Annotated in this window: 25 protein-coding genes; 13 read left to right on the top strand and 12 right to left on the bottom strand. The window is 52.6% G+C overall.

All coding sequences use genetic code 11. The annotated features are described in order from the left end of the window. Window positions 1-22: 22 nt before the first annotated feature. The gene (locus JJU47_RS04810) at window positions 23-1,321 is read left to right on the top strand and encodes an ammonium transporter (protein ID WP_228616657.1); all 1,299 of its coding nucleotides are present in this window, start codon (window positions 23-25) and stop codon (window positions 1,319-1,321) included. Between the two features lie 39 nt (window positions 1,322-1,360). Here the strand turns inward: JJU47_RS04810 and JJU47_RS04805 are convergent, their stop codons facing one another. Then, window positions 1,361-2,491: an ABC transporter permease gene (locus JJU47_RS04805; RefSeq protein ID WP_228616655.1), complete on the bottom strand. Its 1,131-nt coding sequence runs from the start codon at window positions 2,489-2,491 to the stop codon at window positions 1,361-1,363. Then, a complete protein-coding gene (locus tag JJU47_RS04800) occupies window positions 2,488-3,225 on the bottom strand; it encodes an ABC transporter ATP-binding protein (protein WP_228616653.1) in 738 nt (245 codons plus the stop codon). Before JJU47_RS04800 ends, JJU47_RS04805 begins: the two co-directional genes overlap by 4 nt. A 166-nt stretch (window positions 3,226-3,391) precedes the next feature. Between JJU47_RS04800 and JJU47_RS04795 the strand changes: the two genes are divergently transcribed. After that, window positions 3,392-3,643, top strand: a complete 252-nt coding sequence (locus tag JJU47_RS04795) for a GlsB/YeaQ/YmgE family stress response membrane protein (RefSeq protein ID WP_228616650.1) — start codon at window positions 3,392-3,394, stop codon at window positions 3,641-3,643. 52 nt (window positions 3,644-3,695) lie between these two features. Here the strand turns inward: JJU47_RS04795 and JJU47_RS04790 are convergent, their stop codons facing one another. After that, window positions 3,696-4,739, bottom strand: a complete 1,044-nt coding sequence (locus JJU47_RS04790; RefSeq protein WP_228616648.1) for a hypothetical protein — start codon at window positions 4,737-4,739, stop codon at window positions 3,696-3,698. Window positions 4,740-4,868: 129 nt separating this feature from the next. On the opposite strand from JJU47_RS04790, the gene JJU47_RS04785 reads away from it, so the two are divergent. Beyond that, entirely contained in the window at window positions 4,869-5,297 is a 429-nt protein-coding gene (locus JJU47_RS04785) for an HIT family protein (RefSeq protein ID WP_228616646.1), read from the top strand. 37 nt (window positions 5,298-5,334) lie between these two features. Here JJU47_RS04785 and JJU47_RS04780 read toward each other — a convergent pair whose 3' ends face one another. Beyond that, entirely contained in the window at window positions 5,335-5,664 is a 330-nt protein-coding gene (locus JJU47_RS04780) for a hypothetical protein (protein WP_228616644.1), read from the bottom strand. Between the two features lie 243 nt (window positions 5,665-5,907). Between JJU47_RS04780 and JJU47_RS04775 the strand changes: the two genes are divergently transcribed. Continuing rightward, window positions 5,908-6,195 (top strand): hypothetical protein, encoded by a 288-nt coding sequence (locus JJU47_RS04775; RefSeq protein ID WP_228616642.1) that lies wholly within the window; start codon window positions 5,908-5,910, stop codon window positions 6,193-6,195. A 60-nt stretch (window positions 6,196-6,255) separates the two neighbouring features. Further along, window positions 6,256-6,819, top strand: coding sequence for an HTH-type transcriptional regulator Hpr (locus JJU47_RS04770; protein ID WP_024371791.1), 564 nt, complete (start codon window positions 6,256-6,258; stop codon window positions 6,817-6,819). Here the strand turns inward: JJU47_RS04770 and JJU47_RS04765 are convergent. Continuing rightward, a complete protein-coding gene (locus JJU47_RS04765; protein WP_228616640.1) occupies window positions 6,803-7,141 on the bottom strand; it encodes a DUF1878 family protein in 339 nt (112 codons plus the stop codon). The genes JJU47_RS04770 and JJU47_RS04765 overlap by 17 nt on opposite strands. A gap of 151 nt (window positions 7,142-7,292) precedes the next feature. On the opposite strand from JJU47_RS04765, the gene JJU47_RS04760 reads away from it, so the two are divergent. After that, window positions 7,293-8,282 carry a peptidylprolyl isomerase gene (locus tag JJU47_RS04760; protein ID WP_228616638.1) on the top strand — a complete coding sequence of 330 codons (990 nt, stop codon included), beginning with the start codon at window positions 7,293-7,295 and terminating at the stop codon, window positions 8,280-8,282. A 41-nt stretch (window positions 8,283-8,323) separates the two neighbouring features. On the opposite strand, the gene JJU47_RS04755 is transcribed toward JJU47_RS04760, so the two are convergent. Then, a complete protein-coding gene (locus JJU47_RS04755) occupies window positions 8,324-9,250 on the bottom strand; it encodes an HD domain-containing protein (RefSeq protein ID WP_024371788.1) in 927 nt (308 codons plus the stop codon). 115 nt (window positions 9,251-9,365) lie between these two features. On the opposite strand from JJU47_RS04755, the gene JJU47_RS04750 reads away from it, so the two are divergent. From JJU47_RS04750 to JJU47_RS04740, 3 genes are read left to right on the top strand one after another with little or no spacing between them, the layout of a single operon-like run. Beyond that, complete coding sequence (locus JJU47_RS04750; protein ID WP_228616636.1) at window positions 9,366-10,289, top strand: CorA family divalent cation transporter; 924 nt, start codon at window positions 9,366-9,368, stop codon at window positions 10,287-10,289. A gap of 36 nt (window positions 10,290-10,325) precedes the next feature. Beyond that, window positions 10,326-11,417: a DNA polymerase IV gene (gene dinB / locus JJU47_RS04745; protein WP_228616634.1), complete on the top strand. Its 1,092-nt coding sequence runs from the start codon at window positions 10,326-10,328 to the stop codon at window positions 11,415-11,417. Window positions 11,418-11,455: 38 nt separating this feature from the next. Continuing rightward, window positions 11,456-11,674 carry a YhzD family protein gene (locus JJU47_RS04740; protein ID WP_228616632.1) on the top strand — a complete coding sequence of 73 codons (219 nt, stop codon included), beginning with the start codon at window positions 11,456-11,458 and terminating at the stop codon, window positions 11,672-11,674. 47 nt (window positions 11,675-11,721) lie between these two features. On the opposite strand, the gene JJU47_RS04735 is transcribed toward JJU47_RS04740, so the two are convergent. The 3 genes from JJU47_RS04735 to JJU47_RS04725 all read right to left on the bottom strand — a co-directional run bounded on the left by JJU47_RS04735 (window position 11,722) and on the right by JJU47_RS04725 (window position 15,128). Next, window positions 11,722-13,497, bottom strand: coding sequence for an SLC13 family permease (locus JJU47_RS04735; RefSeq protein ID WP_228616630.1), 1,776 nt, complete (start codon window positions 13,495-13,497; stop codon window positions 11,722-11,724). A gap of 132 nt (window positions 13,498-13,629) precedes the next feature. After that, complete coding sequence (locus JJU47_RS04730; protein WP_024371783.1) at window positions 13,630-14,001, bottom strand: YlbF/YmcA family competence regulator; 372 nt, start codon at window positions 13,999-14,001, stop codon at window positions 13,630-13,632. 35 nt (window positions 14,002-14,036) lie between these two features. Continuing rightward, entirely contained in the window at window positions 14,037-15,128 is a 1,092-nt protein-coding gene (locus JJU47_RS04725) for a DUF445 domain-containing protein (protein ID WP_483298118.1), read from the bottom strand. A gap of 69 nt (window positions 15,129-15,197) precedes the next feature. Between JJU47_RS04725 and JJU47_RS04720 the strand changes: the two genes are divergently transcribed. The 3 genes from JJU47_RS04720 to JJU47_RS04710 all read left to right on the top strand — a co-directional run bounded on the left by JJU47_RS04720 (window position 15,198) and on the right by JJU47_RS04710 (window position 18,241). Then, on the top strand, window positions 15,198-16,055 hold the full coding sequence (locus JJU47_RS04720; protein ID WP_228616625.1) for a PucR family transcriptional regulator: 858 nt from the start codon (window positions 15,198-15,200) through the stop codon (window positions 16,053-16,055). 103 nt (window positions 16,056-16,158) lie between these two features. Next, a complete protein-coding gene (locus tag JJU47_RS04715; RefSeq protein ID WP_228616623.1) occupies window positions 16,159-17,259 on the top strand; it encodes an ABC transporter ATP-binding protein in 1,101 nt (366 codons plus the stop codon). Between the two features lie 142 nt (window positions 17,260-17,401). After that, a complete protein-coding gene (locus tag JJU47_RS04710) occupies window positions 17,402-18,241 on the top strand; it encodes a DUF6671 family protein (RefSeq protein ID WP_228616621.1) in 840 nt (279 codons plus the stop codon). Between the two features lie 58 nt (window positions 18,242-18,299). On the opposite strand, the gene JJU47_RS04705 is transcribed toward JJU47_RS04710, so the two are convergent. From JJU47_RS04705 to JJU47_RS04695, 3 genes are all read right to left on the bottom strand, one after another. Beyond that, window positions 18,300-18,950, bottom strand: a complete 651-nt coding sequence (locus JJU47_RS04705; RefSeq protein ID WP_228616619.1) for an amino acid ABC transporter permease — start codon at window positions 18,948-18,950, stop codon at window positions 18,300-18,302. Continuing rightward, on the bottom strand, window positions 18,947-19,705 hold the full coding sequence (locus JJU47_RS04700; RefSeq protein WP_228616618.1) for a transporter substrate-binding domain-containing protein: 759 nt from the start codon (window positions 19,703-19,705) through the stop codon (window positions 18,947-18,949). Before JJU47_RS04700 ends, JJU47_RS04705 begins: the two co-directional genes overlap by 4 nt. A gap of 125 nt (window positions 19,706-19,830) precedes the next feature. After that, on the bottom strand, window positions 19,831-21,561 hold the full coding sequence (locus tag JJU47_RS04695; protein WP_228616617.1) for a phospho-sugar mutase: 1,731 nt from the start codon (window positions 21,559-21,561) through the stop codon (window positions 19,831-19,833). 97 nt (window positions 21,562-21,658) lie between these two features. Here JJU47_RS04695 and JJU47_RS04690 point away from each other — a divergent pair, with 97 nt between their 5' ends. After that, window positions 21,659-22,474, top strand: a complete 816-nt coding sequence (locus tag JJU47_RS04690) for a sulfurtransferase (RefSeq protein WP_228616615.1) — start codon at window positions 21,659-21,661, stop codon at window positions 22,472-22,474.

Genomic DNA, 22,474 nt, shown 5'->3' with positions numbered 1-22,474 from the left:
CGAATAAAGGAGGAATCGCAACATGGAAGACATCTTGTATTATATGGACACGCTGTTTGTACTCATCGCGGCACTGCTCGTCTTGACGATGCAGCTCGGCTTCGGCCTGCTAGAAACAGGGACGCTGCGGGCGAAGAACGCCGGGCACGTCGCCGTCAAACAAATCATCAGCCTCTCTGTGGCGGCACTTGCCTTTTGGGCCGTCGGATTTGGTCTCTCTTTCGGGGACGGGACACGTTGGTTCGGAACGGAAGGGTTCTTCTTGAACGGTTCGTTCACAAGTCTCGATTGGGCGAACGTGTCGATCGATATCAAGTTCTTATTCCAGTTATCGTTTGTCGCTGTCGCTCTTGCCATCGCTTGGGGCGGGTTTGCGGAACGGGCTAAACTTTCGGCCTACGTCCTATTCGGCATTTTCTTCGTCGCTATTCTCTATCCGATCGTCGCCCGCTCTGTATGGGCTGGTGGACTTCTCGGATCGATGGGTATGCAAGACTTCGCCGGTTCGGCTGTCGTCCACCTTCAAGGCGGGATGGCCGCGCTCATGGCGACGATCATCTTGAAACCGCGTCGGAAGACAGAGTCACTCGCGGGTCACAACCACGTCTTGACCGTCGTCGGCGGTCTCGTCCTCTGGCTTTGCTGGTTCGGTTTCAATGCCGGTTCGACGATGTCGGTCGCAGACGGGTTCTTCGGATACGTCGCCTTGACGACAATGCTCGCAACGGCCGCAGGTGCTCTCGGAGCCCTCGCCATCGTCATGCTTCATAAGAAGACGGCTGATATCCCGACCGTCGTCAACGGTGTGCTCGGCGCCCTCGTCGCGATCACGGCCGCTTGTGCGTTCGTCGAGCCATGGGCCGCTGTCATCATCGGTGCCCTCGCCTCGATCGCGACGTACGGGACGAGCATCCTCATGGCAAAATACGTCGACGACCCGCTCTGTGCCTTCTCGGTCCACGGGGTCGCCGGTATCATCGGGACGCTCGCACTCGGTTTCTTCGCTTCTCCTCGTCTCGTCGAAATCACGGGAATCGGTTCAGCCGGCCTATTTTACGGCGGCGGACTCGGCCAGCTCGGCGTCCAGGCGCTCGGTGTGTTGATTGCGATGGTCATCGCCGGCGGTGGTAGCTACGCGTTCTTGAAACTGCTCGATGTGACAATCGGACTCCGCGTCACCGAAGAACAAGAAGACATCGGTCTCGACATCGCCGAACACGGCGTCTCGGCTTACGGTGAAGCAGCAGAACCGACAGACACGCCGGCACGTCTCCCGAAAATACTCGGGTCGAGCGTCTCGGTCATGTCTCCAAAAAAATAACGCTATAAACAAGGACACCCGCGGCGGGTGTCCTTGTTTTCATGTCAATTTCGCCAAATAATACCGGACAATCCCATACGCCAACAGCAACCCGACGAGAGCGTCCCAGCTCGCCCCAAAAAGAAGGGAAACCGCACCGAGCACGAGTGCCTGTCCGACGAGAAGGCGGAGCGTCCACCACTTATACGCGACGAGACGCTCGATACGAGTGATCGGCAGCCACGACGCAATCGACACTGTGTCGAGCCGTTTGAAGAGCGGCACGAGCTGCAGCGCCGTCAACCCGACGAATAAAGGCACGACCATGCCGACGTACCAACCGCCCGCAAGCCACATGACGAGCACTGCAACGAGCAACAGCCGAATGATCAAATCGAGCGAGTCTTTCGACCGAGCGATGCGTAAGCCATATATATAACGCGCCGCATCGGCACGGACGAGCACCGAACGTTCGATCATTCTCACGACGAGCTTACGCTCTTTCACTTCTTCCCGCATCTCAGGCAAGTCGACGAACCAACTGACGATCCGATTGAACTGCGCCTTGCTCGTCTGTTCGAGGGCGAGCCATTCAAGTAGCGGAATCCGTTCGTTCCGTCTTATATGAAGAAAGAGGAGTGCGGCGAGCGCGGGCAACGGCGTCAAGAACGGCAAGCCAAGAAAAACCAAGGCGCTGCTCGCAACGGCGCTCACGACTCCGGCGAAACGGATCCCTTCTAGTTTCGAAAGACGCCCGACGACCGAGAGCAAGACGCTCGCGAAGACGATGGCAAACACTTCCGCTGACGTCAGTTCAAGCGTTCTGACGAGGAGCGGCAAGACGATGAGCATGAGGATCAAGGCACGGATGCTCGCGAAGACGACGTTAAACAAGCGGACGCCGTTCATATACGACCGGATTCTACCGAGTTCTGGTAACAAAAACACTTGATCAGCTTCTTGAATCAGCGTCCTCGGCCGGTGACCGAGCGGCAAGATGAGGAAAGCCAACGCGACGACCCACTCGCTTGGGAACGACGGATCGAGTCCGTTCAAAAACTGGTTATATACGAAGGCGCCATAAATCAAGGTGAAGTATAACGTGAACAACAAGCCGCCGTTCGCCACGTAGCGGCTATATTTCACGACTTCTTCCATCCAGACGCCGAACCGGGTGCGAAATACGTTCATCTCGCCCGCTCCTCGACGTCGATCGCCTCGACATAAATGTCGTCGAGCGTGGCATCTGGCGAAAGGGCATATTTTTCACGCAGCTCGCCCGCTGTCCCGGTGGCGATGACGACACCTTGGTGCAAAAAGACGAAACGATCACAGTGTCGCTCTGCCGTCTCGAGGATATGGGTCGACATTAAAATCGCACTCTCTTCCTTATACTCGTCAAATAATTGGAGCAACTGGCGAATGGCGAGCGGGTCGAGTCCGACGAACGGTTCGTCGACGATGAGCAGCGGTGTCTTCGTCACGAGCGCACAGAGGATCATCGCTTTTTGCCGCATCCCTTTCGAAAAGACCGACGGAAACCAGTCAAGTTGCTTCTCCATCCGCATATTTTTAGCGAGCCGGCCTGTCCGTTCTTCTAAATCCCTCTCAGGAATCTCATACGCTTTCCCCATGAGCGTCAAATGTTCACGCAGGGTCAACGTGTCGTACAGAATAGGGGTCTCGGGTATATAACTTATTTTTTTGCGATAATTCTTTTCGGATGATTGAACGGTTTCCCCATCGACCGTCACCGATCCGGAAATAGGTTCAAGCAACCCTAAAATATGTTTGATCGTCGTCGATTTCCCGGCCCCGTTTAGCCCTATCAGCCCGACGAGCTCACCTTTCTTCACCTCGAACGTGACGTCGTGTAACACTTGTTTACCTATATAACCGCCGTTCAACTTATCGACGTGCAACATGAAAACTCCACCCCTCATTTTCAACTTTTTTTTGTGATATATGTTTTAAAAGCTGTCACATGGGAATAATCTGAACTGTAAGGCATTTTAAAACTTATTCATCACTTCCATTGTTCCATAAAATTGTTAGTAAGAACAATGGACAAAACAGAAAGGAGAATGTTTTATGGGTTGGATTATCACATTAATCGTCGGGGGTATTATCGGTTGGTTAGCAGGTCTTATTTTAGGTAAGGATGTGCCAGGTGGCGTTATCGGTAACATCATCGCTGGTATCATCGGTGCTTGGCTCGGTGGCCTCATCTTCGGTGACTTCGGTCCTGCAGTTGGCGGCATCGCGATCATCCCAGCACTTCTCGGTGCGATTATCTTGATCTTGATCGTATCGTTCGTCTTGAAATCTATGCGTAAACGCTAATCAAATGCCTACCGAAAACGGGACCCTCAACAATGAGGGTCCCGTTTCCCGTTCAACTGATAACGACAAACAGCTTGCCGTCCCGTTCAATGAAGCGTTTATCGGTTTGGAGGCCGAACAAGGTGAAAATCGATTCTACGAGCGAACGATCATAGCGCCACTCCTTGCCTAGGTCGGTATCGACCCGTTCTTTCGGCTCCCCGAGCAATGCGACCATATCATCAGGACGTTTGTCCAAGTCGATGTCAATCCGGCTCACCCGCCCGCTCTCAAACGTCACGTCAAATCCTTCATAGCGCCAGACGCCGTTTCGATCGTTCGGTTCGCCGAGTTGCTCTAGGACGGTCGTTTCACGTTTATTCAGGAGCCCGTCCATCGTCTCGAGCGGATGTCCCGTCCGCGCTTCGACCTCGATCGCAATCAACTCCAGACGTTCTAAGTCGAACTGCCCCGCGATCGTCTCGCCTGACTCCGGCGTCAGCGTAAACGCAAGCCCGGTCGCTTCGCTGAGCGTCACGGCTTCTTCTTTCGTCACCGTCGCTCCGTCAACGACAGCGACTGCCTTCACGTCATATCGGCCCGGCATCCGCTCGATGGTGACGGTATCTCCCGCTTTTTCTATCCGGCCTGCCTGCGTCCCGTCCAGCCAAACGTTCGTCAACGGCCTATCTGCGGTCACGGTTAGCCGCTGCGGCAACAGTTCGATCCGATAATCGGCGAAACCGAACCGCCCTTCCCCTGTATCAGCCAAGCGGAACAATCCTTCCCCGCTCGCAGTCACGTTTTGGCGATCCCTGGCCACTTCGGCGATTGCCTCGCCGCGAAGCGCCGGCTCATCGTTCAACCATCGGACAAAACGGATGGCTTCGGCCCGCGTGAGCGGGACGTTGGCGTATTCGACGGTCTGTTCGAAGAACGCGATGTCTTCCGTCAGCAGCGCTTCTTTGAACCGGATGTGAATTTTCTCGTTTTCTGCAGCCGGCCGATAACCGTATACGTACAGGAACAGTGCGACAACAGCGAGCAGAGCCGTGCCCGCCAACCAGATTCGCAGGCGGCGTTTCGGTCCGCTCTTTTTCGTCCGCTCATACGCCAAGCGATCCCCTCCTCTTCGTCTCTTTTTTTCTATTGTATGTCGTTATCCATGGACAGGACAATCGTTCTTCCGCCCGAATTTCCATGTTATGATGAGAAGGAACAGTCATTTCAGAATGGAGGACGTGCCATGCACTCAGAAGACAACTGTATTTTTTGTAAAATCGTGAAGAGCGAGATTCCTTCTCACAAAGTGTACGAAGACGATGAAGTCGTCGCTTTTCTCGACATCTCGCAAGTGACGAACGGACACACGCTCGTCATTCCGAAACACCATGCCCGAAATATCTACGAGCTCCCGGAACACGTCGCGGCGGACGTTTTTCAAACCGTGCCGAAGATCGCGAACGCGATTCAACGGGAGACCGGCGCGATCGGTATGAACGTTTTGTCAAACGCCGAGGAGATTGCCGGCCAGACCGTGTATCACTTCCATATCCATTTGATTCCGCGCTTCGGTCACGACGACGGATTCGGTGCGAAGTGGGAAACACACATGGACGAGTATTCACAAGAGACGCTCAAGCAGTTGGCTTCTCAAATCAAACAACACGTCTAAACGAAACGGACCGGGCATGCGCCCGGTCCGTTTTGCTTTATGTTGAATTGATCGAATCGAGGTGGTGTTTCCGCTCTTCTTCGATTTGTGCCCGTTCGACTTGTAATTTGATCGCCTGTTCGTACAACTGCTGACGCGATTTGACAGATTCGGCTTGTTCAAATTCTTTTCGTAATTCATGTAGGCGGGCATCTATTTCGACGAGCCGCTTTTCAAACAACGTTTGCTTGCGCTCTTGTTCGCTTTGTTCGGATGCTTCATATCCCGCCTCGAGTGCTTCCATGATTGTGTGTGCCCAAGTGTCATCTCCGAGTCGTTTCGCAGCGTTGTACAAGTCCAACATGTCGTCGATCCAACGCTTTTGCATATTCACTGGAGGTCACCTTCCTTTACCTACATTCTAAAATAAAATGATTTTTCGGTCAAAATTGAATGTTCTGAAAAATTTTATTTGAGATATAGGTTTTTAATCACTCTTTTTTGGTAAAATAATATGAAAAGAATGTATTCTAGCATCATCGTGCTTGAGGAGGGGAATGTATTGTCGAGTCACAATCGTCGAGAATGGGTTGCTTTCGGCTTTGTCGTAGCGTTTTTAGGGGTTGCGACGATGAGAAAACTCGCTCGTGGAACAGCAAACGATGCCGCATCGAAGCAGCATCGGGCATCTACAATCACTACGTTGAAAGAACAATTCAAAAAAGTTGCGGCTGACACATCGCACGTCGCACAAGCAGGCAAACTGCAAGGGAAAGCATTGGCGGATCAAGTGAAAGCCGAAGTCGAACGCTATCAACAAGACATTCAGCCTTCTATCGAGCGGATCCAAGGAAACCTCAACGAGCTTTCGAACGTACAGTCAGATATGACCGAAACGAAAGCGAAACAGACTGACTGATTTGTCTGTCGTCATCGTCCGTCGTTTTAGTCACTTTGTATCCGGAAAGGATGGATCGAGATGGATCACGAAAAAGAGTTCACTGGCCCTGAGGCCATGCTGTATAGCCATAAAATCATTCAACTCAGCAAAGCATTGTGGAAGACGGTCGAGAAAGACTGGCAGAATTGGATTAAACCGTTCGATTTGAACATAAACGAGCACCATATTTTATGGATCGCTCACGCGCTTGGCGGCGCCTCGATTTCCGAGATTGCGAAATATGGCGTCATGCACGTTTCGACCGCTTTCAACTTCTCGAAGAAGCTTGAGGATCGCGGCTTGCTCACGTTCTCTAAAAAAGAAACGGATAAGCGTAATACGTACGTCCAGTTGACGCCTGAAGGTGAAGCGCTCCTGCTTGAGACGATTCACGCTTTCGACCCGGAAGAGAACGGCGTTTTCCGCGCCTCGCTCCCGCTTCAAGAACTGTACGGGAAGTACCCGGACTTGACCGACATCACGGCAATCGTCCGCCGTCTCTACGGCGACAACTTCATGGACATCTTCGCTGAGACGTCGAAAATGATCACGGAAGAAGCCGGTCGCCGACCGGAAGAAGACGAGGTCACGAAAGAAGCTTGACCTGCCGATAAAGGGGCTCTGTCACATCGAGCTCGATTTGTTGCTTGACGCAGGCGGCTAATATTTTTTCAGGATCAAGCGCCGGATGTAACATACCGACAAAACTGACGAGCAGTGGCTCTACGGACGAGAGACCGTACCGCCCTTGCTCGTTTTGTTGTTGCCGGATTTCTTCCAACAAGCCGTAAAACGCCTCCACTTCTTCTTTCGTCAAATTCGCACGGATGATCTCATATTCGAACGGACGATTCGACCAATCGACCGATCTCATCAATAGCTCCATTTGATATGATAATTGTTTCACTTTCTCTTCTAACGACACGTTTCCCACCCCATCATTTCACATTCTCTTTCATCATTATACGACACGTTTGTGTGCTATGATACGGTACAGGTAACAGAACAGCTGTCATGATTAGGAAAATGTGATATAGTCGGACATAGAAACTTATAGATTTTTAGGGGTGGAATATATGTCAAACGGAATGACGAATGAACCAAAAAAACAAGATAAGAAGTTTTCAACGGGCGCCCTCGTCGGCGCATCTGCTCTCGCACTCGTAATCGGCGCAGGCGGCACGTACGCAGCGACGAACGGCGGCGGCACATCAGACGACTCAACTGTCGTCTCATTCGAAGGCGGCGAAATCACACGCGGTGAAATCGCGAACATGAGTTACGACCGCATGGTCCCTCAGCTCGCGTTCCAAGAAACGATGAACGAGCTCCTCGAGAAAGAATACGGCGACAAAGTCGAGCAAGACAAAGTCGACGAAGAGTACAGCAAAACCGAAGAGCAGTTCAACTCGAAAGAAGAGTTCGAGCAAGCGATTCAACAAGCCGGCATGACAGGCACAGACGAATTTAAAGAAGCCCTCCGCGGCCAAATGCTTGTTGATGCAGCGAAAACTGAACTTGTCGACGTGACAGATGAAGAAATCGAAGCGCAATTCGCGAAAGAAAACGTTGAAGTCCAAGCGAGCCATATCCTCGTCGAGACGGAAGAAGAAGCACAAGATATCATCAAGCAATTGAACGACGGAGCGGACTTCGCTGAACTCGCCAAAGAGAAATCGACAGATACGGGTTCAGGCGCACAAGGCGGCGACCTCGGTTACTTCTCAGCCGGCGCGATGGTCCCTGAATTCGAAGAGTACTCGTTCCGCGAAGATGTCGTCGGTGAGATCTCTGAGCCTGTTCAATCTCAGTTCGGTTACCACGTCATCAAAGTCGTCGACCGGAAAGAGAAAGATCTCAAACTCGAAGACGAGAAAGATCGCATCCGTGAAGAACTCGCAGCCGAGAAAGCTGCATCGGTTGACGCGAACAAAATCTATGCCGAGTTGATCGAGAAGTACAACGTCGATGTGAAAGATGCGAAAGCATCACAACAGTTCGACGCAGTCAAAGAAGCTGTGAAAGCATCAGAAGAAGCACCAGCTGAAGAATCAACTGAACAATAAGCCAAAAACGGTCGCTCTCACAACGAGAGCGACCGTTTTTCTTAGAGTTTCGGCTTGTAAAACGCGCGATTATCGAGCGCCATGACCCGTTCCGTGAACGCACCTGGCTCGACGCCTTCGTACGCCTTGTCGAACATATTCATCCGCGCATCGATGTTGTCGATGAAAAACAACATCTCCGCTTCCGGAAGTTGCGGCGCGTTCGCCGAACCCCATTCCGGTTTTCCGTGGTGGCTGAGGACGAGATGTTGCAGCAAGGTCACAACTTCACGATCGGTGCCGAGCTCACGCGCGATGACTTCGATTTCAGACGCCATCAATGACAAATGTCCGAGCAGCTTTCCTTCGAGCGTGTATTCCGGTGTGATCGCATCTGACAGTTCGATGACTTTCGCCAAGTCATGCAAGACGACTCCTGAGACGAGCAAGTCCCGGTTCAACTGTGGATACAAGTCACACATCGTCTCGGCGAGCTTCAGCATCGACATGACGTGGAACGCCAGACCCGAATAGACGGCGTGATGGTGGCGCACGGCCGCCGGGTACGTGAAGTACGCCTCTTCGTGCCGCTCGACGACCGTCGCGACGAGCTGTCGCATGCCGTCATGTCGAATCGCTTCGATATATGACCGGATCGCCGTCTCGAGTTCCGATTTCGCGACCGGTGCCGACCGGACGTACGGTGCGATATCCGTCTCGCCTTCGATGATGGAGATCTGTTTCAGCTTCAATTGTGTCCGTCCGCGATAATCCATCACTTCACCCGAAGCGTGAACGATTTTTTTCATCGCATATTTCTCCGTGTCAGCACTGTCCCACAGCTTCGTCTCAATCTCCCCGCTCTCGTCACAAAGGATGAGCGTCAAGTATGGTTTGCCATTGCCGGCAAGTCCCCGATAAGATTGTTTGATCATCACATATTGGTCTAACGTGTCGCCCACTTTGAGCTGTCCGATTTTTGTCGCCAATGTTAGCACCTCTCTCTAATTCAGTACCTCCATCTTAACGAAACTTCAGGTGAGATGCCAACTTTCTTCCCAATTCGGGAATAGTTGAAGGAGAATCGAATTGGAGGAATAGAACATGAAGTGGAATTGGTACACACGGCCCGAGGAGTCCGTACACATCGATCAGCGTTATGAAGAGGCGTACACGTATTGGCTCGATCAATTGACGACAGCGAACGTCACGAAACTCATCGTCGGGGAAGGCTATATGTACGGCTCACTCACACTCGACTACGAGCAGCTTGAACGGGAACCGCAAAAGGTCGGCCATTATTTTATTGGACGCAATTTTTTATGGACAATCGGATTTGACGATTTGTTCTGCGAGGTCGTGGCCGCGAAACGGTACGAGACACCCATCGAGGCGTTTTATGAACTGCTCGCTGAAAAGATGGACTACTACTTCCACGGCATCGACGAGTACGAGGAACGACTTATGATCGCCCAGCGTGAGATGAGCGGACAAGTCCCGCCTGAGTTCATGAACGAGATTTTCGGACTCCGCAGCGAGATCGAACGTTGGTCCGATACGGTCGTGCCGTATCGAGAACTCCTCATGGCCGGGCGCGAGGCGTTCCTCGACCTCAAGTTACAAGAAATGAAATCGTATCGGTTGGCCACGTACCGGGTCGAGCGGTTGCTCACTTCTATCGAACACTATCAAAACGATGTCATCGCGATGACCGATCTCGCGGCGACACTATCAAACTTCCGGGGCAACGAGATTATGAAGGCGCTCACCGTCTTCACGGCGCTCACGACACCGGTCGTCGCTTTCGGCGCCATCTGGGGAATGAACTTCAAAGAAATGCCCGAGCTCGACTGGCCGTTCGGGTACGTCTTCGCCTGGGCGATGATCCTCGGCTTCACCGTCGTCATTCAAGTCTGGTTGAAACGGAAAAATTGGATCGGCTCGCTCTTACAATTCCCGACCCAAGTGAACACAAAGCAGGCCATTAAAAGACAAAAAGATAAAACAACGAACAAAAGTTCGGTATAATAGACGTATCCAACATAATTTAGAAAGGGGATACTCATGGATCGTCTCATCATCCACGTCGACATGGATGCGTTTTACGCATCCGTCGAACAGCGAGACCGTCCCCACTTGCGGGACAAGCCGGTCATTGTCGGCGGTGCGCCGCACAGCCGCGGCGTCGTCGCGACGTGTTCTTACGAGGCGCGAAAATACGGGGTCCATAGCGCCATGTCTTCGCGCCGCGCGTTCGCCCTCTGTCCGCAGGCGACGTTCGTCAAACCCCGTTTTCAAGCATACCGTCAAGTGAGCGACCAAGTGATGCAGATCTTCAAATCCGTGACACCACTCGTCGAACCGTTATCGCTCGACGAAGCGTATTTGGACGTCACGGAGAACACGCTCATGAGCACGTCAGGCACGTACGTGGCCCGCTATATTCTCGGGGAAATCAAACGCCGGACGGGCCTCACCGCCTCGGCTGGTGTCGCCCCGTCAAAATTCGTCGCCAAAATCGCTTCCGGTTTCGAGAAACCGAACGGTCTCACGGTCGTCACGGCCTCTGAAGTCGAGACGTTTCTCGCCCCGCTCCCGATCAACACGATGCACGGCGTCGGCAAAGTGACGGCCCAGACGCTCTTCAAACACGGCTTCCATCTCATCCACGATATTCAACGAGCCCGGCCTGATGAATTAAAAGCCATCTTTGGTCATGACCGTGGCACACAATTGTACGAACTAGCCCATGGACGCGACAGCCGACCGGTCGTCCCGACCCGTGAACGGAAGTCGATCGGATCCGAGACGACGTTCGCTTTTGACCTCGATGACCCGGAAGAAGTTTATGAGCGCGTCGTGCCAGAAATCGAGGACGTCTTGCGCCAGCTCGATCGGCGCGAACTGAGTTGTCAGACGGTGACGATTAAAATCAAGACGAGCGAGTTTCAGGCACGCAGTCACCAGATCAAGTTGAACCACCCGACGCACGACCATGACGAGATCAAACGTCTCGCCCGCCGTCTGTTCGACGAGATGGCCGTCAACGAACCGGTACGCTTAATCGGTATGACCGTCTCCGATTTGATTCCCCGTGCCGAGTCGACACGGCAGCTCACGTTTGAAGAGTTAACGAAACCTTCCCTTGAAGAATGAATCACCATTCATTAGAATGGAGGAAAGGGGGCTGACCGATGGAGACGTATATGATCACTGCGTTCGAAAACGATGGCACGATGGTATTGAATGAAGCCTACGAGGCGGCTGATGACCGCGAGGCAAAAGAAAAAGGGCTCGGCCTGCTACGAGAGGCCGGCCATGAGCATAAAGGGGCGCGCATCGTCAGACGCGGCCAACTCATTTATTTCGAGCGGTGCAAGCTGCCAGGAAAACTAAAAGGAACCGCATCGTAACATGAAGCGCCCGGGGCTCAACGAGCATCCGGGCGCTTTTTTCATTTTTAAAACGGGAAGATGATTAAAATCGTCAGAATGGCGATGACCGCGGTCACGAGTTGAAGCGGCAGCCCGACTTTCACAAAGTCCAAAAAGCGGTAACCGCCGATGCCGAACACCATCGCGTTCGTCGGCGACCCGAACGGGGTCATGAAAGCGAGCGACGCCGCGATGGCGACGGCGACGACGAGCGGCACCGGGCTGACTTCGAGCGCCGCAGCGAGTGACAACGCCAGCGGTGCGAACAAGACGGCCGTTGCTGTATTCGAGATGATTTGACTGAGAATCATCGTCGCCCCGAACACCGCGATGAGCACCCAGACTGGTCCGGACCGTCCGAACGATTCACTGATCCATGTGACGAGCCACGCCATCACCCCCGCGTTCTCGAGCGCTTTGCCGACCGGAATCATCGCCGCGATCAAAAGAAGCGACGACCATTGAATCGATTGGTAGGCGACGTCCATATGACGGACCGCACCGGTGAGCACCATCGCGAGCGCTGCGATCCAGACGGCGACGGTCGGGTCGACCCATTCGAAGACGAGCAGCGCGACCATTCCGGCCATAATGATGCCAGCGGCGAGCTGGTGCCGTTCCGATACAGCCCGGTTCGCCACATCGGTCACCCGCTCGTTAGCGAGCAACAAGTGCGTTTCTTCTCCGACTTTCTCCAAGTCCCGCCACTCTCCTTGAGTGACGAGCATGTCCCCTTGTTCGAGACGGACATCTTTCAATCTCGTCATCGCGATTTCCTCGTTCGGACGAATGACGCGCAAGACGTTCAGACCGTATCGATTGCGGAGCCGGCTCTCTTCCAAACAGCGCCCAATGAGCGGGCTGTTGGCCGGTATCGTAAAGATGACGACGCCTGCCTCTTTCCCGTAGACGTCTCGCGGTGGGACGTGCTCGTAACGCAACCCTTCCTGGTGAGCGATGCGATGGACGTCTTCCTCTGCCCCGCTGACGAGTAGACGGCCTTCATGGAGCACCGTATCCGCCCGCGCGGCGTGTAGGCGATGCGCCAACCCTTTCCGGCGCTCCCCGAGCACTGTCAGCCCGTGGCGGGACCATAGCGTCTCCCGTAGCTCCCGACCGATGAGCGGATGCCCTTTTCCGACATGTAACGCATACACGCTCAGCGGCGGCATCATCGGATGAGGTGCGACCGTATCCGGTACGTCGTCAACATCCAACAACCGATTTCCGATCACGTAAAAGTAAAGCAAGCCGACCCCCGCTGCGACGAGACCGATCGGCAAGAGTGAGAAGAAACCTAACGTCTCGCCTCCGGCACTCCGAAGCGCCTCCGCGGCGACGAGGTTCGGCGGAGTCCCGATAATCGTCATCGTCCCGCCGATACTCGAGAAAAACGCAAGCGGCATGAGCAGTTTCGCCGGACTCGTGCCCATTTGGCGCGACATGGCGAGGACGACCGGGATTAACAACGCGACCGTCCCCGTGTTCGACATGAGGCTCGACAACACCGTCACAGTGACTATGAGGACGAGAAATAGACGCACCTCACTCCCTTTCGCATAAGGGATGAGCGCGGCCCCGAGCCGCTCGGCGAGACCGGTGTGAAACAGACCTGCCCCGACGATGAACAGTCCGGCAATCATGAGGACGACCGTATTCGAAAAACCAGCCATTGCCTCGACCGGCGTCAGTTGGTTTGTCAAGACGAGCAACAATAAGCCAATCAGCGCGACGAGGTCGGCCCGGAGCCAGCCTCCGATGAAAAACAGAATCATAACGGCAAGAATCGCCAAGGTGACCATGACGTCCACCCTCTCATGTGAAATATCGTACAAAGGTATTATACCACTTATTATGTAAGCGTTATCATGTTTGGTTTGACAACTTCCTCAACAAAAAAAAAACGGATGGCCGTGGCCATCCGCGAGTACACATTATTGAACTTCGTTTTCGTTCACCATCGGAGCATACAGCTCTTCGAGTGGCTTCATGATGATTTTCGTCACTTCTGTGACAAGTTGGTGCATCCGTTGCTCTTCTTGCATGAGCTCCATGATCAACTCGTTCTGTTGAACGTTCATCATTTTTGTTTGGGCGTCCATCATCTCTTGTTCCGAGATCTCTTCGCCTTGCATTTGCTTCTGTTGAAGCGTCATTTGGATTTCACGGAAGTCAGCGAACAACTGGTTCGCTTCTGCATCCGCATTGACACGGTCGTATAGTGAAGAGAGGTTTGTGAACTCTTCAGAATCGCGAAGTGCTTTCTCCAATTGGTAAGCATGATCGTACAAGTTTGTTTGTGACATGTGACGTCCTCCTAAAAGCTATTAGGGCGTGCCATTCATATGATGGCGATCAACCCTTGAATCAACCCAATCATACCACCTAATAGCGCCCCAAGCCATGTTATTGCCCGGAACTCACGTTTTGAGATCGACAAGACGATCTCTTCAAGATACGACGTATCTAGGGAACGAACTTGTTCTTGGACGATTTGGTCGATTTTCAGGCGTTCCATGATCGTCTCCATCTCGTCCGTGAATCGTACGATGACGAGCGTCACCCCTTTTGGGACGAGTTCTTCGACGACTTGTTTCTCCACGTCTCGCGTATACGAGTAAACGGTCCGGTCGAGCAGACTCGCAACCGGCAAACGCGTGACGACTTCGGTGACGACACCGTCGATGAGTCGCGCCTCTAACCGATCGTCGAGGAACGTTTCGACCGGTCGTTCGCTGAAGCGCTCGAACTCGCGTGTGATCATCGTCGCCATGCCGGTCCGGGTCGAGCTGCCGCGCAAAATGTTGATGATTTCTGGACGAATCATCTCGACAAAGTTGACGTTTTGAATGAAGCCAGCGATAAAACCGAGCCGGCGTTGGACGAACGAATCGACCATATGCCGGAGCTGTTCCTCTCCTTCTGTCGAATAAAAGTATTCCTCGGACTTGATGAGCATCGTATCGACGATTTCCGGGACGATGGCGCGGACGCGGTCCATCCCTTCTTCACCGAGCAGTTCATACAATTTCCGCGACTTGACGTCTTGAAGCACGTGTCCGAGCTCGTCCCGCAACCTCGCGTCAGCCGCCATCAACACACGCGTCTCCGCGTCCGGATAGAGCGGTTCTACGAGCGAACGAATCGTCTTCTCCGAGCGAAGCATCGCTTGTACTTCTCCTTGAACGAAATGAGTGATGTGGCCGCTGACTTGCTCGTCTAGCAGGCGCTTGCGCATTCCTTCCGGGGTCAGCAAATGTTTGACGACCGTTTTACCGAGACTCGTCGCCAATTCGTCCCGTCGTTTCGGAATGAGCCCAGGTGTGAATGGTACTCGCATTTTGCCGATATACTTCGGCTCGTGCGGCCGGAATAACATTTTGATGGCGAAGAAGTTCGTCACTCCCCCGATGGTCGCCCCGATGGCGATCATAATGAATATTTTTAGTAGACTATCCAAACTGTCTGCCCCCGATCTGAAATATGATACATTGTTGAAGAGGTGATTTTGTTGATTACGTTTGAACGTATTAAATCGATTTTCCCGACCGTTGTCCATCGGTCGGAGGACGCATCTGACACTTGCGTCTGGTATCAGGCGCATGACGGGACCGTGTTCGGGCTCCCGAAGACCGAATTGACAGAGCGGGAACGACGCTTGCTCGAATGGTGGGCGACGCCGTTCGTCGTAGCCGCCGACCCAAACCAAGCCGCCTGGCGCGAACGGCTCTTTGATGAGACGTATCGTCTCGACGGGCCGTTCCGGTTGTCTTCCCTCGTCTTGCACTATCAAGAGCCCGAGGCGCTCGACGCCTTTTTAGACGTGCTTCGTGACTTTATGCCGACCGCAGACATCATCGTCATGACCGAACGGCATATCGAGATGATCGAGACGGATGAGCTTGTCGACTTAGCGGAACTCGAGGACGTGTTGCGTGCCATCGCCGGTGACTGTTACGTCGAGGCCCACGTCGTCTACAGCGAACGTCCGCTCGGGACACCGGCGACGATTTATGCGGGACATCAAGTGCTGCTCCCGCTCGCGAAACGCTCTACTAAAGCTTACCCTGCTAGTCAATTATTATACCATTATTTGCTACAACACCATGAGTCTTTTGCCGACCGAACCCGCTTGACGGCGAAGACGTACGCCTCACTCGACCCGACGACGCTCGAGCTGCTCGAGGCGTTGTTCGCCCATACGCTCAACGTCTCTCACACGGCGAAAGCACTCTTTATGCATCGCAACACGCTCAATTACCGGCTCGATCGGCTCTACGAAACGACCGGCTACGACGTGCGCAATTTCCATGACGCCAGCCTTTTACAGTTGATTGTCACGTTGCACAAATCTGAGTAATCGTTTTTGTGCAGCGTGTCCATATTCAATGCAAGCGGTTTCATCGTATAATCTGTCTTGTAAGCGCTATTATACAAGAACAGATTCTCAGGAGGCTAACGACATGGCAGAAATTCAATTGAATCATATCGATAAAATATACGAAGGTGGCGACTCGAAGGCCGTCAGCGATTTCAACTTACACATCAAGGACCGCGAGTTCATCGTTTTCGTTGGACCGTCTGGTTGCGGTAAATCGACGACACTCCGGATGATCGCAGGACTTGAAGAAATCTCGAGCGGTGATTTCATCATCGACGGGAAGCGCATGAACGACGTCGCACCAAAAGACCGCGACATCGCGATGGTTTTCCAAAACTACGCCCTCTACCCGCACATGAGTGTGTATGACAACATGGCGTTCGGTTTGAAACTCCGCAAGTTCCCGAAAGATGAGATCGATCGCCGCGTTCAAGATGCTGCCCGTATCCTCGGACTTGAAGAGTACCTTCAACGTAAACCAAAAGCACTCTCTGGTGGTCAGCGTCAACGTGTCGCCATCGGCCGTGCCATCGTCCGTGACGCGAAAGTGTTCTTGATGGATGAGCCGCTCTCGAACTTGGATGCCAAGCTCCGCGTTCAAATGCGTAAAGAAATCATCCAATTGCACAACCGTCTCGACACGACGACAATCTACGTAACCCATGACCAAACGGAAGCGATGACACTCGCGACACGTATCGTCATCATGAAAGATGGAATCATCCAACAAGTCGGTTCACCGAAAGAAGTATATGACAACCCAGACAACATCTTCGTTGCCGGCTTCATCGGTTCACCGTCGATGAACTTCTTCCGCGGTACGCTCGCTGATGGGAAATTCATCGTCAGCGGCGAGGAAATCAACGTTCCTGAAGGCAAAATGAAAGGTCTCCGCGACCGCGGTTATATCGGTAAAGAGCTCGTTCTCGGAATCCGTCCGGAATCGATCCATGACGAGCCGATCTACATCGACTCGCCAACGACGCACACGTTCAACACGCACATCGACGTTGCTGAGCTCATGGGCGCTGAGTCGTACTTGTATGCCGAACTCGGTGGCCACCAGTTCACGGCTCGCATCGATGGACGTTCGAACATCCACATGGGTGATGACGTCACACTCGCACTCGATATGACGAAAGCTCACTTCTTCGACTCTGAGACAGAGCTCGTCATCCGTTAAAATCATTTAAAAAAGAAGTGAACCGCTAAAGTGGTGTCGCTTCTTTTTTATTTCATACTGTTGAAAATATATTTACTTTAACTGAATCGCTCCTTTATATTTTTCACAAGGAACCTGTATGTGAATAGAAAGGAAACGTGTGATGAGTTTTTTAAAAGATCGAGATGTTATGTTAGTCACAATGCACCAAAAAGAAAAAGTGATCAAGCCACTACTAGAAGAACAGCTAGGATGTCGTTTACATGTGAGCCAGTTTGATACCGACCAGTTCGGAACGTTTACGAGGGAAATCGGTCGACAACACTCTCAACTCGAAACAGCAAGAAAAAAAGCGAATATGGTCATACAGCTGTCAAACCTACATGTTGGAATAGCCAGTGAAGGTACATTCGGATTTCATCCTCTTGCCCCCATTCCATGGAACACTGAATTGGTGTTACTAAAAGATTATGAACGAGATCTTGAATTACAAGGTTACTACGAAGGAATCGACACAAATTTTAATCATACCATCGTTCAAAGCTATTCTTCCGCGCTTCAGTTCGTGAATGAAGTTGGGTTCCCAGACCATCACGTAATCCTTCGACCAGATGATGAACACTCATCCGTCATTTTAAAAAATATTGCGGATGAATCAGCGCTGCAGGAAGCTTTTACGTATTGCTTAAACAAATCTACGAATCAACAAGTTTTTATAGAGACTGACATGCGAGCATACGCCAATCCAACTCGCATGAAAAATATTGAGATGGCGACGAGAAAACTGATTGAACAAGCAAACTCTTTATGTCCAAAATGTGAAACACCCGGTTTCCGTATCGTACGAAAAGTACCTGGACGATTATGTGAGCAGTGTCATACTCCCACTAAACAAGTCGTGCGACACATCCATGCCTGCTCTACTTGTCAATATCAACTAACAGAACATCTTGATCCTGACGTATACGCCTCCCCAGCATACTGTGATTTTTGCAATCCATAATACAAAAAAAGCAGTCATATCTCTCCACCTTAGGATGAGAAATGACTGCTTTTTGTGCTTAGCGAATCGCATAGCGACGTTCAAGCCGATGTTGACCTGCTTGAATGAGCGTCGACAAAATCCAATAAATCGTTGCCGAAAACAACAGGAGTGGCATGACGAGATACGTCGTCGCGGCGATTTGGTCGGACACGTACGTCAATTCTTGAACGGCGATGACCGAACCGAGCGACGTCGATTTAATGATATCGATCACCGAGTTCGAGACAGGCGGGATCGCACGTGAGAGCGCCTGCGGGAAGATGATGTCTTTGAACCGTTTGCCGCGCGGAATACCGAGAGCGACACTCGCCTCGACTTGCCCTTGATCGACCGAATTGATGGCGGCGCGGAACGCTTCCGAAATATAGGCCGCAAAGTGAAGGCCGAGCCCATAGATGAGCGCTTGCATGCCGCTCAATTGGACGAAACCGGTCAAGCCGACATAAAGAATGAGCAGTTGCAACAAGAGCGGTGTCCCGCGGAAGAACGAGATGTACATCCGCGTGAACAACCGGACAAGTTTAACAGGGCTACTGTGAAGCAAAGCAATGATCAGACCGAGCACCAATGCAAGAATAATCGACAGCACACTGGCGATCAACGTCAATTGCACGGCTTCAAGATAGACCGAACGGTTATCGATGACGGTCGTGATCAGTTCATTCATTGACTGATGTCCTCACCGAAGTACTTCTCACCGATCTCTTTCATCGTGCCGTCTTGTTTCATCTCGGCGAGCGCCTCGTTCAAACCTTCAAGCACTTCCGAGTCTTGGCGTGCCATGAAGCCGGCTTCGCTCTTGTTGAAGACATCCCCGACCGCTTTCACGTCATAGCCTGTCTTCTCAAGCTCTGAAAAGATGAAGAGACGGTCGTTCAAAGCAGCGTCGAGACGGCCGACTTGAAGGTCTTGCAGCACTTGGTTCGCACCTTTGTAGAACTTCACTTCCGCGCCGGCTTCTTCAGCCATCTGTGCGTACACAGATCCTTGCGTCGAGCCGACGACTTTGCCGTCGAGGTCGTCGATGCCTTGAATGTCCTCGTTGTCTGATCCGACGATGACTTGGGCGCCTGAGACGGCATACGTGTCAGAGAACGCGTACTTCTCTTGACGCTCTGGTGTGATGCTCATTTGGTTGGCGATCAAGTCGATGCGTTCCGCGTCGAGTGCCGGGACGAGTCCTTTGAAGTCCATCGCTTCGAACTCGAGCGTGTAACCGGCACGTTCTGCCGCTTCGTTCAACACGTCGATATCGTAACCTGTCAATTCACCTTTATCTTTGTACGTGAACGGTGGGTACGTCGCTTCCGTCCCGACGGTGATGACCGTCTCTTCTGAACCGCTGTTTGTCTCGGTCCCGCAAGCCGCGAGCACCCCGAATGATGCGCCGATCGCGAGTACAGCTGTTAATGATTTTTTCATATAAAATCCACCTTCCTGATAATCCTTATATGATTACATGGTTTTGAACAATACACTCATCATACTGACGGGGGCATGCGTTGTCAAACAAAAACCACCACCCTCGTCAGGGTGGTGGTCATGGATCAATCGATTGCTTTCGCTTGCTTCATCACATCTCGTTCGATCGCTTCACGTTTCGCCGTCGTCTTCTCGGCACTGTCCGCGTGAACGCTGAAATAGAACTTGATTTTCGGTTCAGTACCGGACGGACGGAGGCAGAACCATGACCCGTCCTCAAAGATGAACTTGAGCACGTTCGAAGACGGCAAGTCGATCGCTTCCGACTCGTTTTGACGGAGGTCGGTCGCGACTTGTTTCTTATAATCTTCGAAACGGACGACTTCATAGCCGCCGACTTCTTGCGGCGGGTTCGCCCGGAACGCTTCCATCATCCGGCCGATTTGCTCGAGTCCGGCTTTCCCTTTGAGCGTCATCGACTGGAGCGACTCCTCGTAAAACCCATACTTCTCATAGACGGCTTGAAGCGCGTCGTAAAGGGTACGTCCATGTTGTTTATGGAAAGCGGCCATTTCGGCTCCGAGGAGACACGCTTGGACGGCATCTTTATCGCGACAGAAATCACCGATCAAATAACCGTAGCTCTCTTCGTAACCGAACAAGAACTCGTATTCACCTGACTCCTCGTACTGTTTGATTTTCTCGCCGATAAATTTAAACCCGGTGAGCGTGTTCTCGAGATGGACACCGTACGCTTTCGCGATCGCCGCCCCGAGTTCAGACGTGACGATCGTCTTGGCGACGAATCCGTTTGACGGAAGTGTGCCCGTCTCCACTTTTTGTGACAAGATGTAGTCCATCAAGAGCGCACCCGTCTGGTTGCCCGTCAAGACGAACCATTCGCCGTCACGATCACGGACCGTGAACCCGACGCGGTCAGCGTCCGGGTCCGTCGCCATCAAAAGATCCGCCTCGACGCGGTCGCCGTATTCCATGGCGAGCTTGAACGCTGCCCGCTCTTCCGGGTTCGGATAGCTGACCGTCGGGAAAGCCCCGTCCGGTTCCGCTTGTTCTTCGACGATTGTGACGTGTTCGAAGCCGTACGCCTTAAGCCCTTCCATGACCGGACGACGCCCCGTGCCGTGAAGCGGCGAGAAGACGATTTTAAGCGGGTCTTCGCCTTGGACGTCTTTATGGATGCGAATGGACTGGAGTGCCTCCATATAAGCTGCATCGACCGATGAATCGACAGTGACGAGCGTCCCATCCGCCCGCAGGCTTGCTTCGTCTTTCACTTCGATCAACAGTTCGTCCTCAATCGCGTTGACGTAAGAGACGAGTTCATCAGCTTCGGCTGGCGGCAATTGCCCGCCGTCCGCACCGTACACTTTGAAACCGTTGTATTCTGGGGGATTGTGGCTCGCCGTAATGACGATTCCACCAAAGGCGTTCAAATGCCGAACGGCAAACGAGAGCTCTGGTGTCGCCCGAAGGCTCGGGAACAAGTATGTCTTGATGCCGCTTGAGGCGAGCGTTCGCGCCGCTTCAAGTGCAAATTCAGGCGAGAAGTGACGAGAATCGTGGGCGATGACGACACCGTGCCGTTTCGCTTCTTCTCCAGACGCCGCGATGAAATCAGCAAATCCTTTTGACGCTTTGCGAATCGTGTAGATGTTCATGCGATTGGCGCCCGGTCCGATCTCCCCACGCATACCACCCGTCCCGAACTCGAGCGTCTTATAAAACGCGTCCTCAAGTGACGTCTCGTTCTTCGCCATCTCTTCTAATTCAGCCCGAAGATGCGGTTCTAGCTCCTCGTGTTGCTTCCACCGTTCATACGTTTGTTGCCATGTCATGGTTAGTTCCCCTTTCGACATTTAAATTCAATCGAAGTACTCGCCAATTTGTTCCATCTTGTATAGGATGGAAGTAACGAAACTTCGAGGTGATTCTATGTTCCCAACAATGCGTGCCCAAGAATTGAAACATATCGTCCATACGGACTCGATCCGTTTTATCGATTGCCGCTATTCCTTGAACGATGCCTCTTACGGCAAATATGTGTATCGCCAAGGCCATCTTCCGAACGCCGTCTTCCTTGATTTGATGGAAGACTTGTCCGGTCCCGTCGAAGAGCACGGCGGACGTCATCCGCTTCCTTCGAAAGAAGCGTGGACGGCGACGCTTCGCCGCATCGGGATTCAAAAAGATGACTTGATCATCATTTATGACGACGGGTTCCCGTACGCCGCTCGCGCCTGGTGGCTCTTTAAATGGGCCGGCCATGAACGCGTGATCGTGCTCGAAGGCGGCATTCAAGCCGGCATCACCTACTGCGGTGAGACGACGACCGAGGTCCCGAACTATCCGGCGTCTGACTATGTCCCTCAGTTCCAAGATGAGATGATCGCCACGATCGAAGACGTGAAAGCCGTAAGCACGGGCGATCTGTATGATTCCCGCACGGCCGACCGTTTCGACGGCAGCCACGAACCGATCGATCAGAAAGCCGGACATATTCCGAACGCCGTCCTCTGTTCATACGCCAACGCCATCACCGAACTCGGCACGTTGCAAGACTTTCATGATTTGAAAGAACTGTATGCGGACGTACTCGATGTCCCGAACCCGATCTTCTACTGCGGGAGCGGTGTCACCGCTTGTGTCAACATTTTAGCGTTGCACGCCCTCGGCAAAGACGACGTCCGCCTTTACCCTGGCTCATATTCTGACTGGATCTCTTATCCAGAAAACGAGGTCCACCCGTAA

This window comes from Exiguobacterium sp. (genome assembly GCF_020832205.1).
Classification (GTDB): Bacteria; Bacillota; Bacilli; order Exiguobacteriales; family Exiguobacteriaceae; genus Exiguobacterium.
The sequence above is the reverse complement of the archived record's forward strand: the minus strand, read 5'-3'. Positions and strand labels throughout refer to the sequence as shown.

Coding starts and splice junctions, on each gene's coding strand:
- JJU47_RS04810 (WP_228616657.1), top strand. CDS start 23: ATGGAAGACATCTTGTATTATATGGACACGCTGTTTGTACTCATCGCG.
- JJU47_RS04805 (WP_228616655.1), bottom strand. CDS start 2,491: ATGAACGTATTTCGCACCCGGTTCGGCGTCTGGATGGAAGAAGTCGTG.
- JJU47_RS04800 (WP_228616653.1), bottom strand. CDS start 3,225: ATGTTGCACGTCGATAAGTTGAACGGCGGTTATATAGGTAAACAAGTG.
- JJU47_RS04795 (WP_228616650.1), top strand. CDS start 3,392: ATGGGTTGGATTATCACATTAATCGTCGGGGGTATTATCGGTTGGTTA.
- JJU47_RS04785 (WP_228616646.1), top strand. CDS start 4,869: ATGCACTCAGAAGACAACTGTATTTTTTGTAAAATCGTGAAGAGCGAG.
- JJU47_RS04780 (WP_228616644.1), bottom strand. CDS start 5,664: ATGCAAAAGCGTTGGATCGACGACATGTTGGACTTGTACAACGCTGCG.
- JJU47_RS04775 (WP_228616642.1), top strand. CDS start 5,908: ATGAGAAAACTCGCTCGTGGAACAGCAAACGATGCCGCATCGAAGCAG.
- JJU47_RS04770 (WP_024371791.1), top strand. CDS start 6,256: ATGGATCACGAAAAAGAGTTCACTGGCCCTGAGGCCATGCTGTATAGC.
- JJU47_RS04760 (WP_228616638.1), top strand. CDS start 7,293: ATGTCAAACGGAATGACGAATGAACCAAAAAAACAAGATAAGAAGTTT.
- JJU47_RS04750 (WP_228616636.1), top strand. CDS start 9,366: ATGAAGTGGAATTGGTACACACGGCCCGAGGAGTCCGTACACATCGAT.
- dinB (WP_228616634.1), top strand. CDS start 10,326: ATGGATCGTCTCATCATCCACGTCGACATGGATGCGTTTTACGCATCC.
- JJU47_RS04740 (WP_228616632.1), top strand. CDS start 11,456: ATGGAGACGTATATGATCACTGCGTTCGAAAACGATGGCACGATGGTA.
- JJU47_RS04735 (WP_228616630.1), bottom strand. CDS start 13,497: ATGGTCACCTTGGCGATTCTTGCCGTTATGATTCTGTTTTTCATCGGA.
- JJU47_RS04730 (WP_024371783.1), bottom strand. CDS start 14,001: ATGTCACAAACAAACTTGTACGATCATGCTTACCAATTGGAGAAAGCA.
- JJU47_RS04725 (WP_483298118.1), bottom strand. CDS start 15,128: ATGATCGCCATCGGGGCGACCATCGGGGGAGTGACGAACTTCTTCGCC.
- JJU47_RS04715 (WP_228616623.1), top strand. CDS start 16,159: ATGGCAGAAATTCAATTGAATCATATCGATAAAATATACGAAGGTGGC.
- JJU47_RS04710 (WP_228616621.1), top strand. CDS start 17,402: ATGAGTTTTTTAAAAGATCGAGATGTTATGTTAGTCACAATGCACCAA.
- JJU47_RS04705 (WP_228616619.1), bottom strand. CDS start 18,950: ATGAATGAACTGATCACGACCGTCATCGATAACCGTTCGGTCTATCTT.
- JJU47_RS04700 (WP_228616618.1), bottom strand. CDS start 19,705: ATGAAAAAATCATTAACAGCTGTACTCGCGATCGGCGCATCATTCGGG.
- JJU47_RS04695 (WP_228616617.1), bottom strand. CDS start 21,561: ATGACATGGCAACAAACGTATGAACGGTGGAAGCAACACGAGGAGCTA.
- JJU47_RS04690 (WP_228616615.1), top strand. CDS start 21,659: ATGTTCCCAACAATGCGTGCCCAAGAATTGAAACATATCGTCCATACG.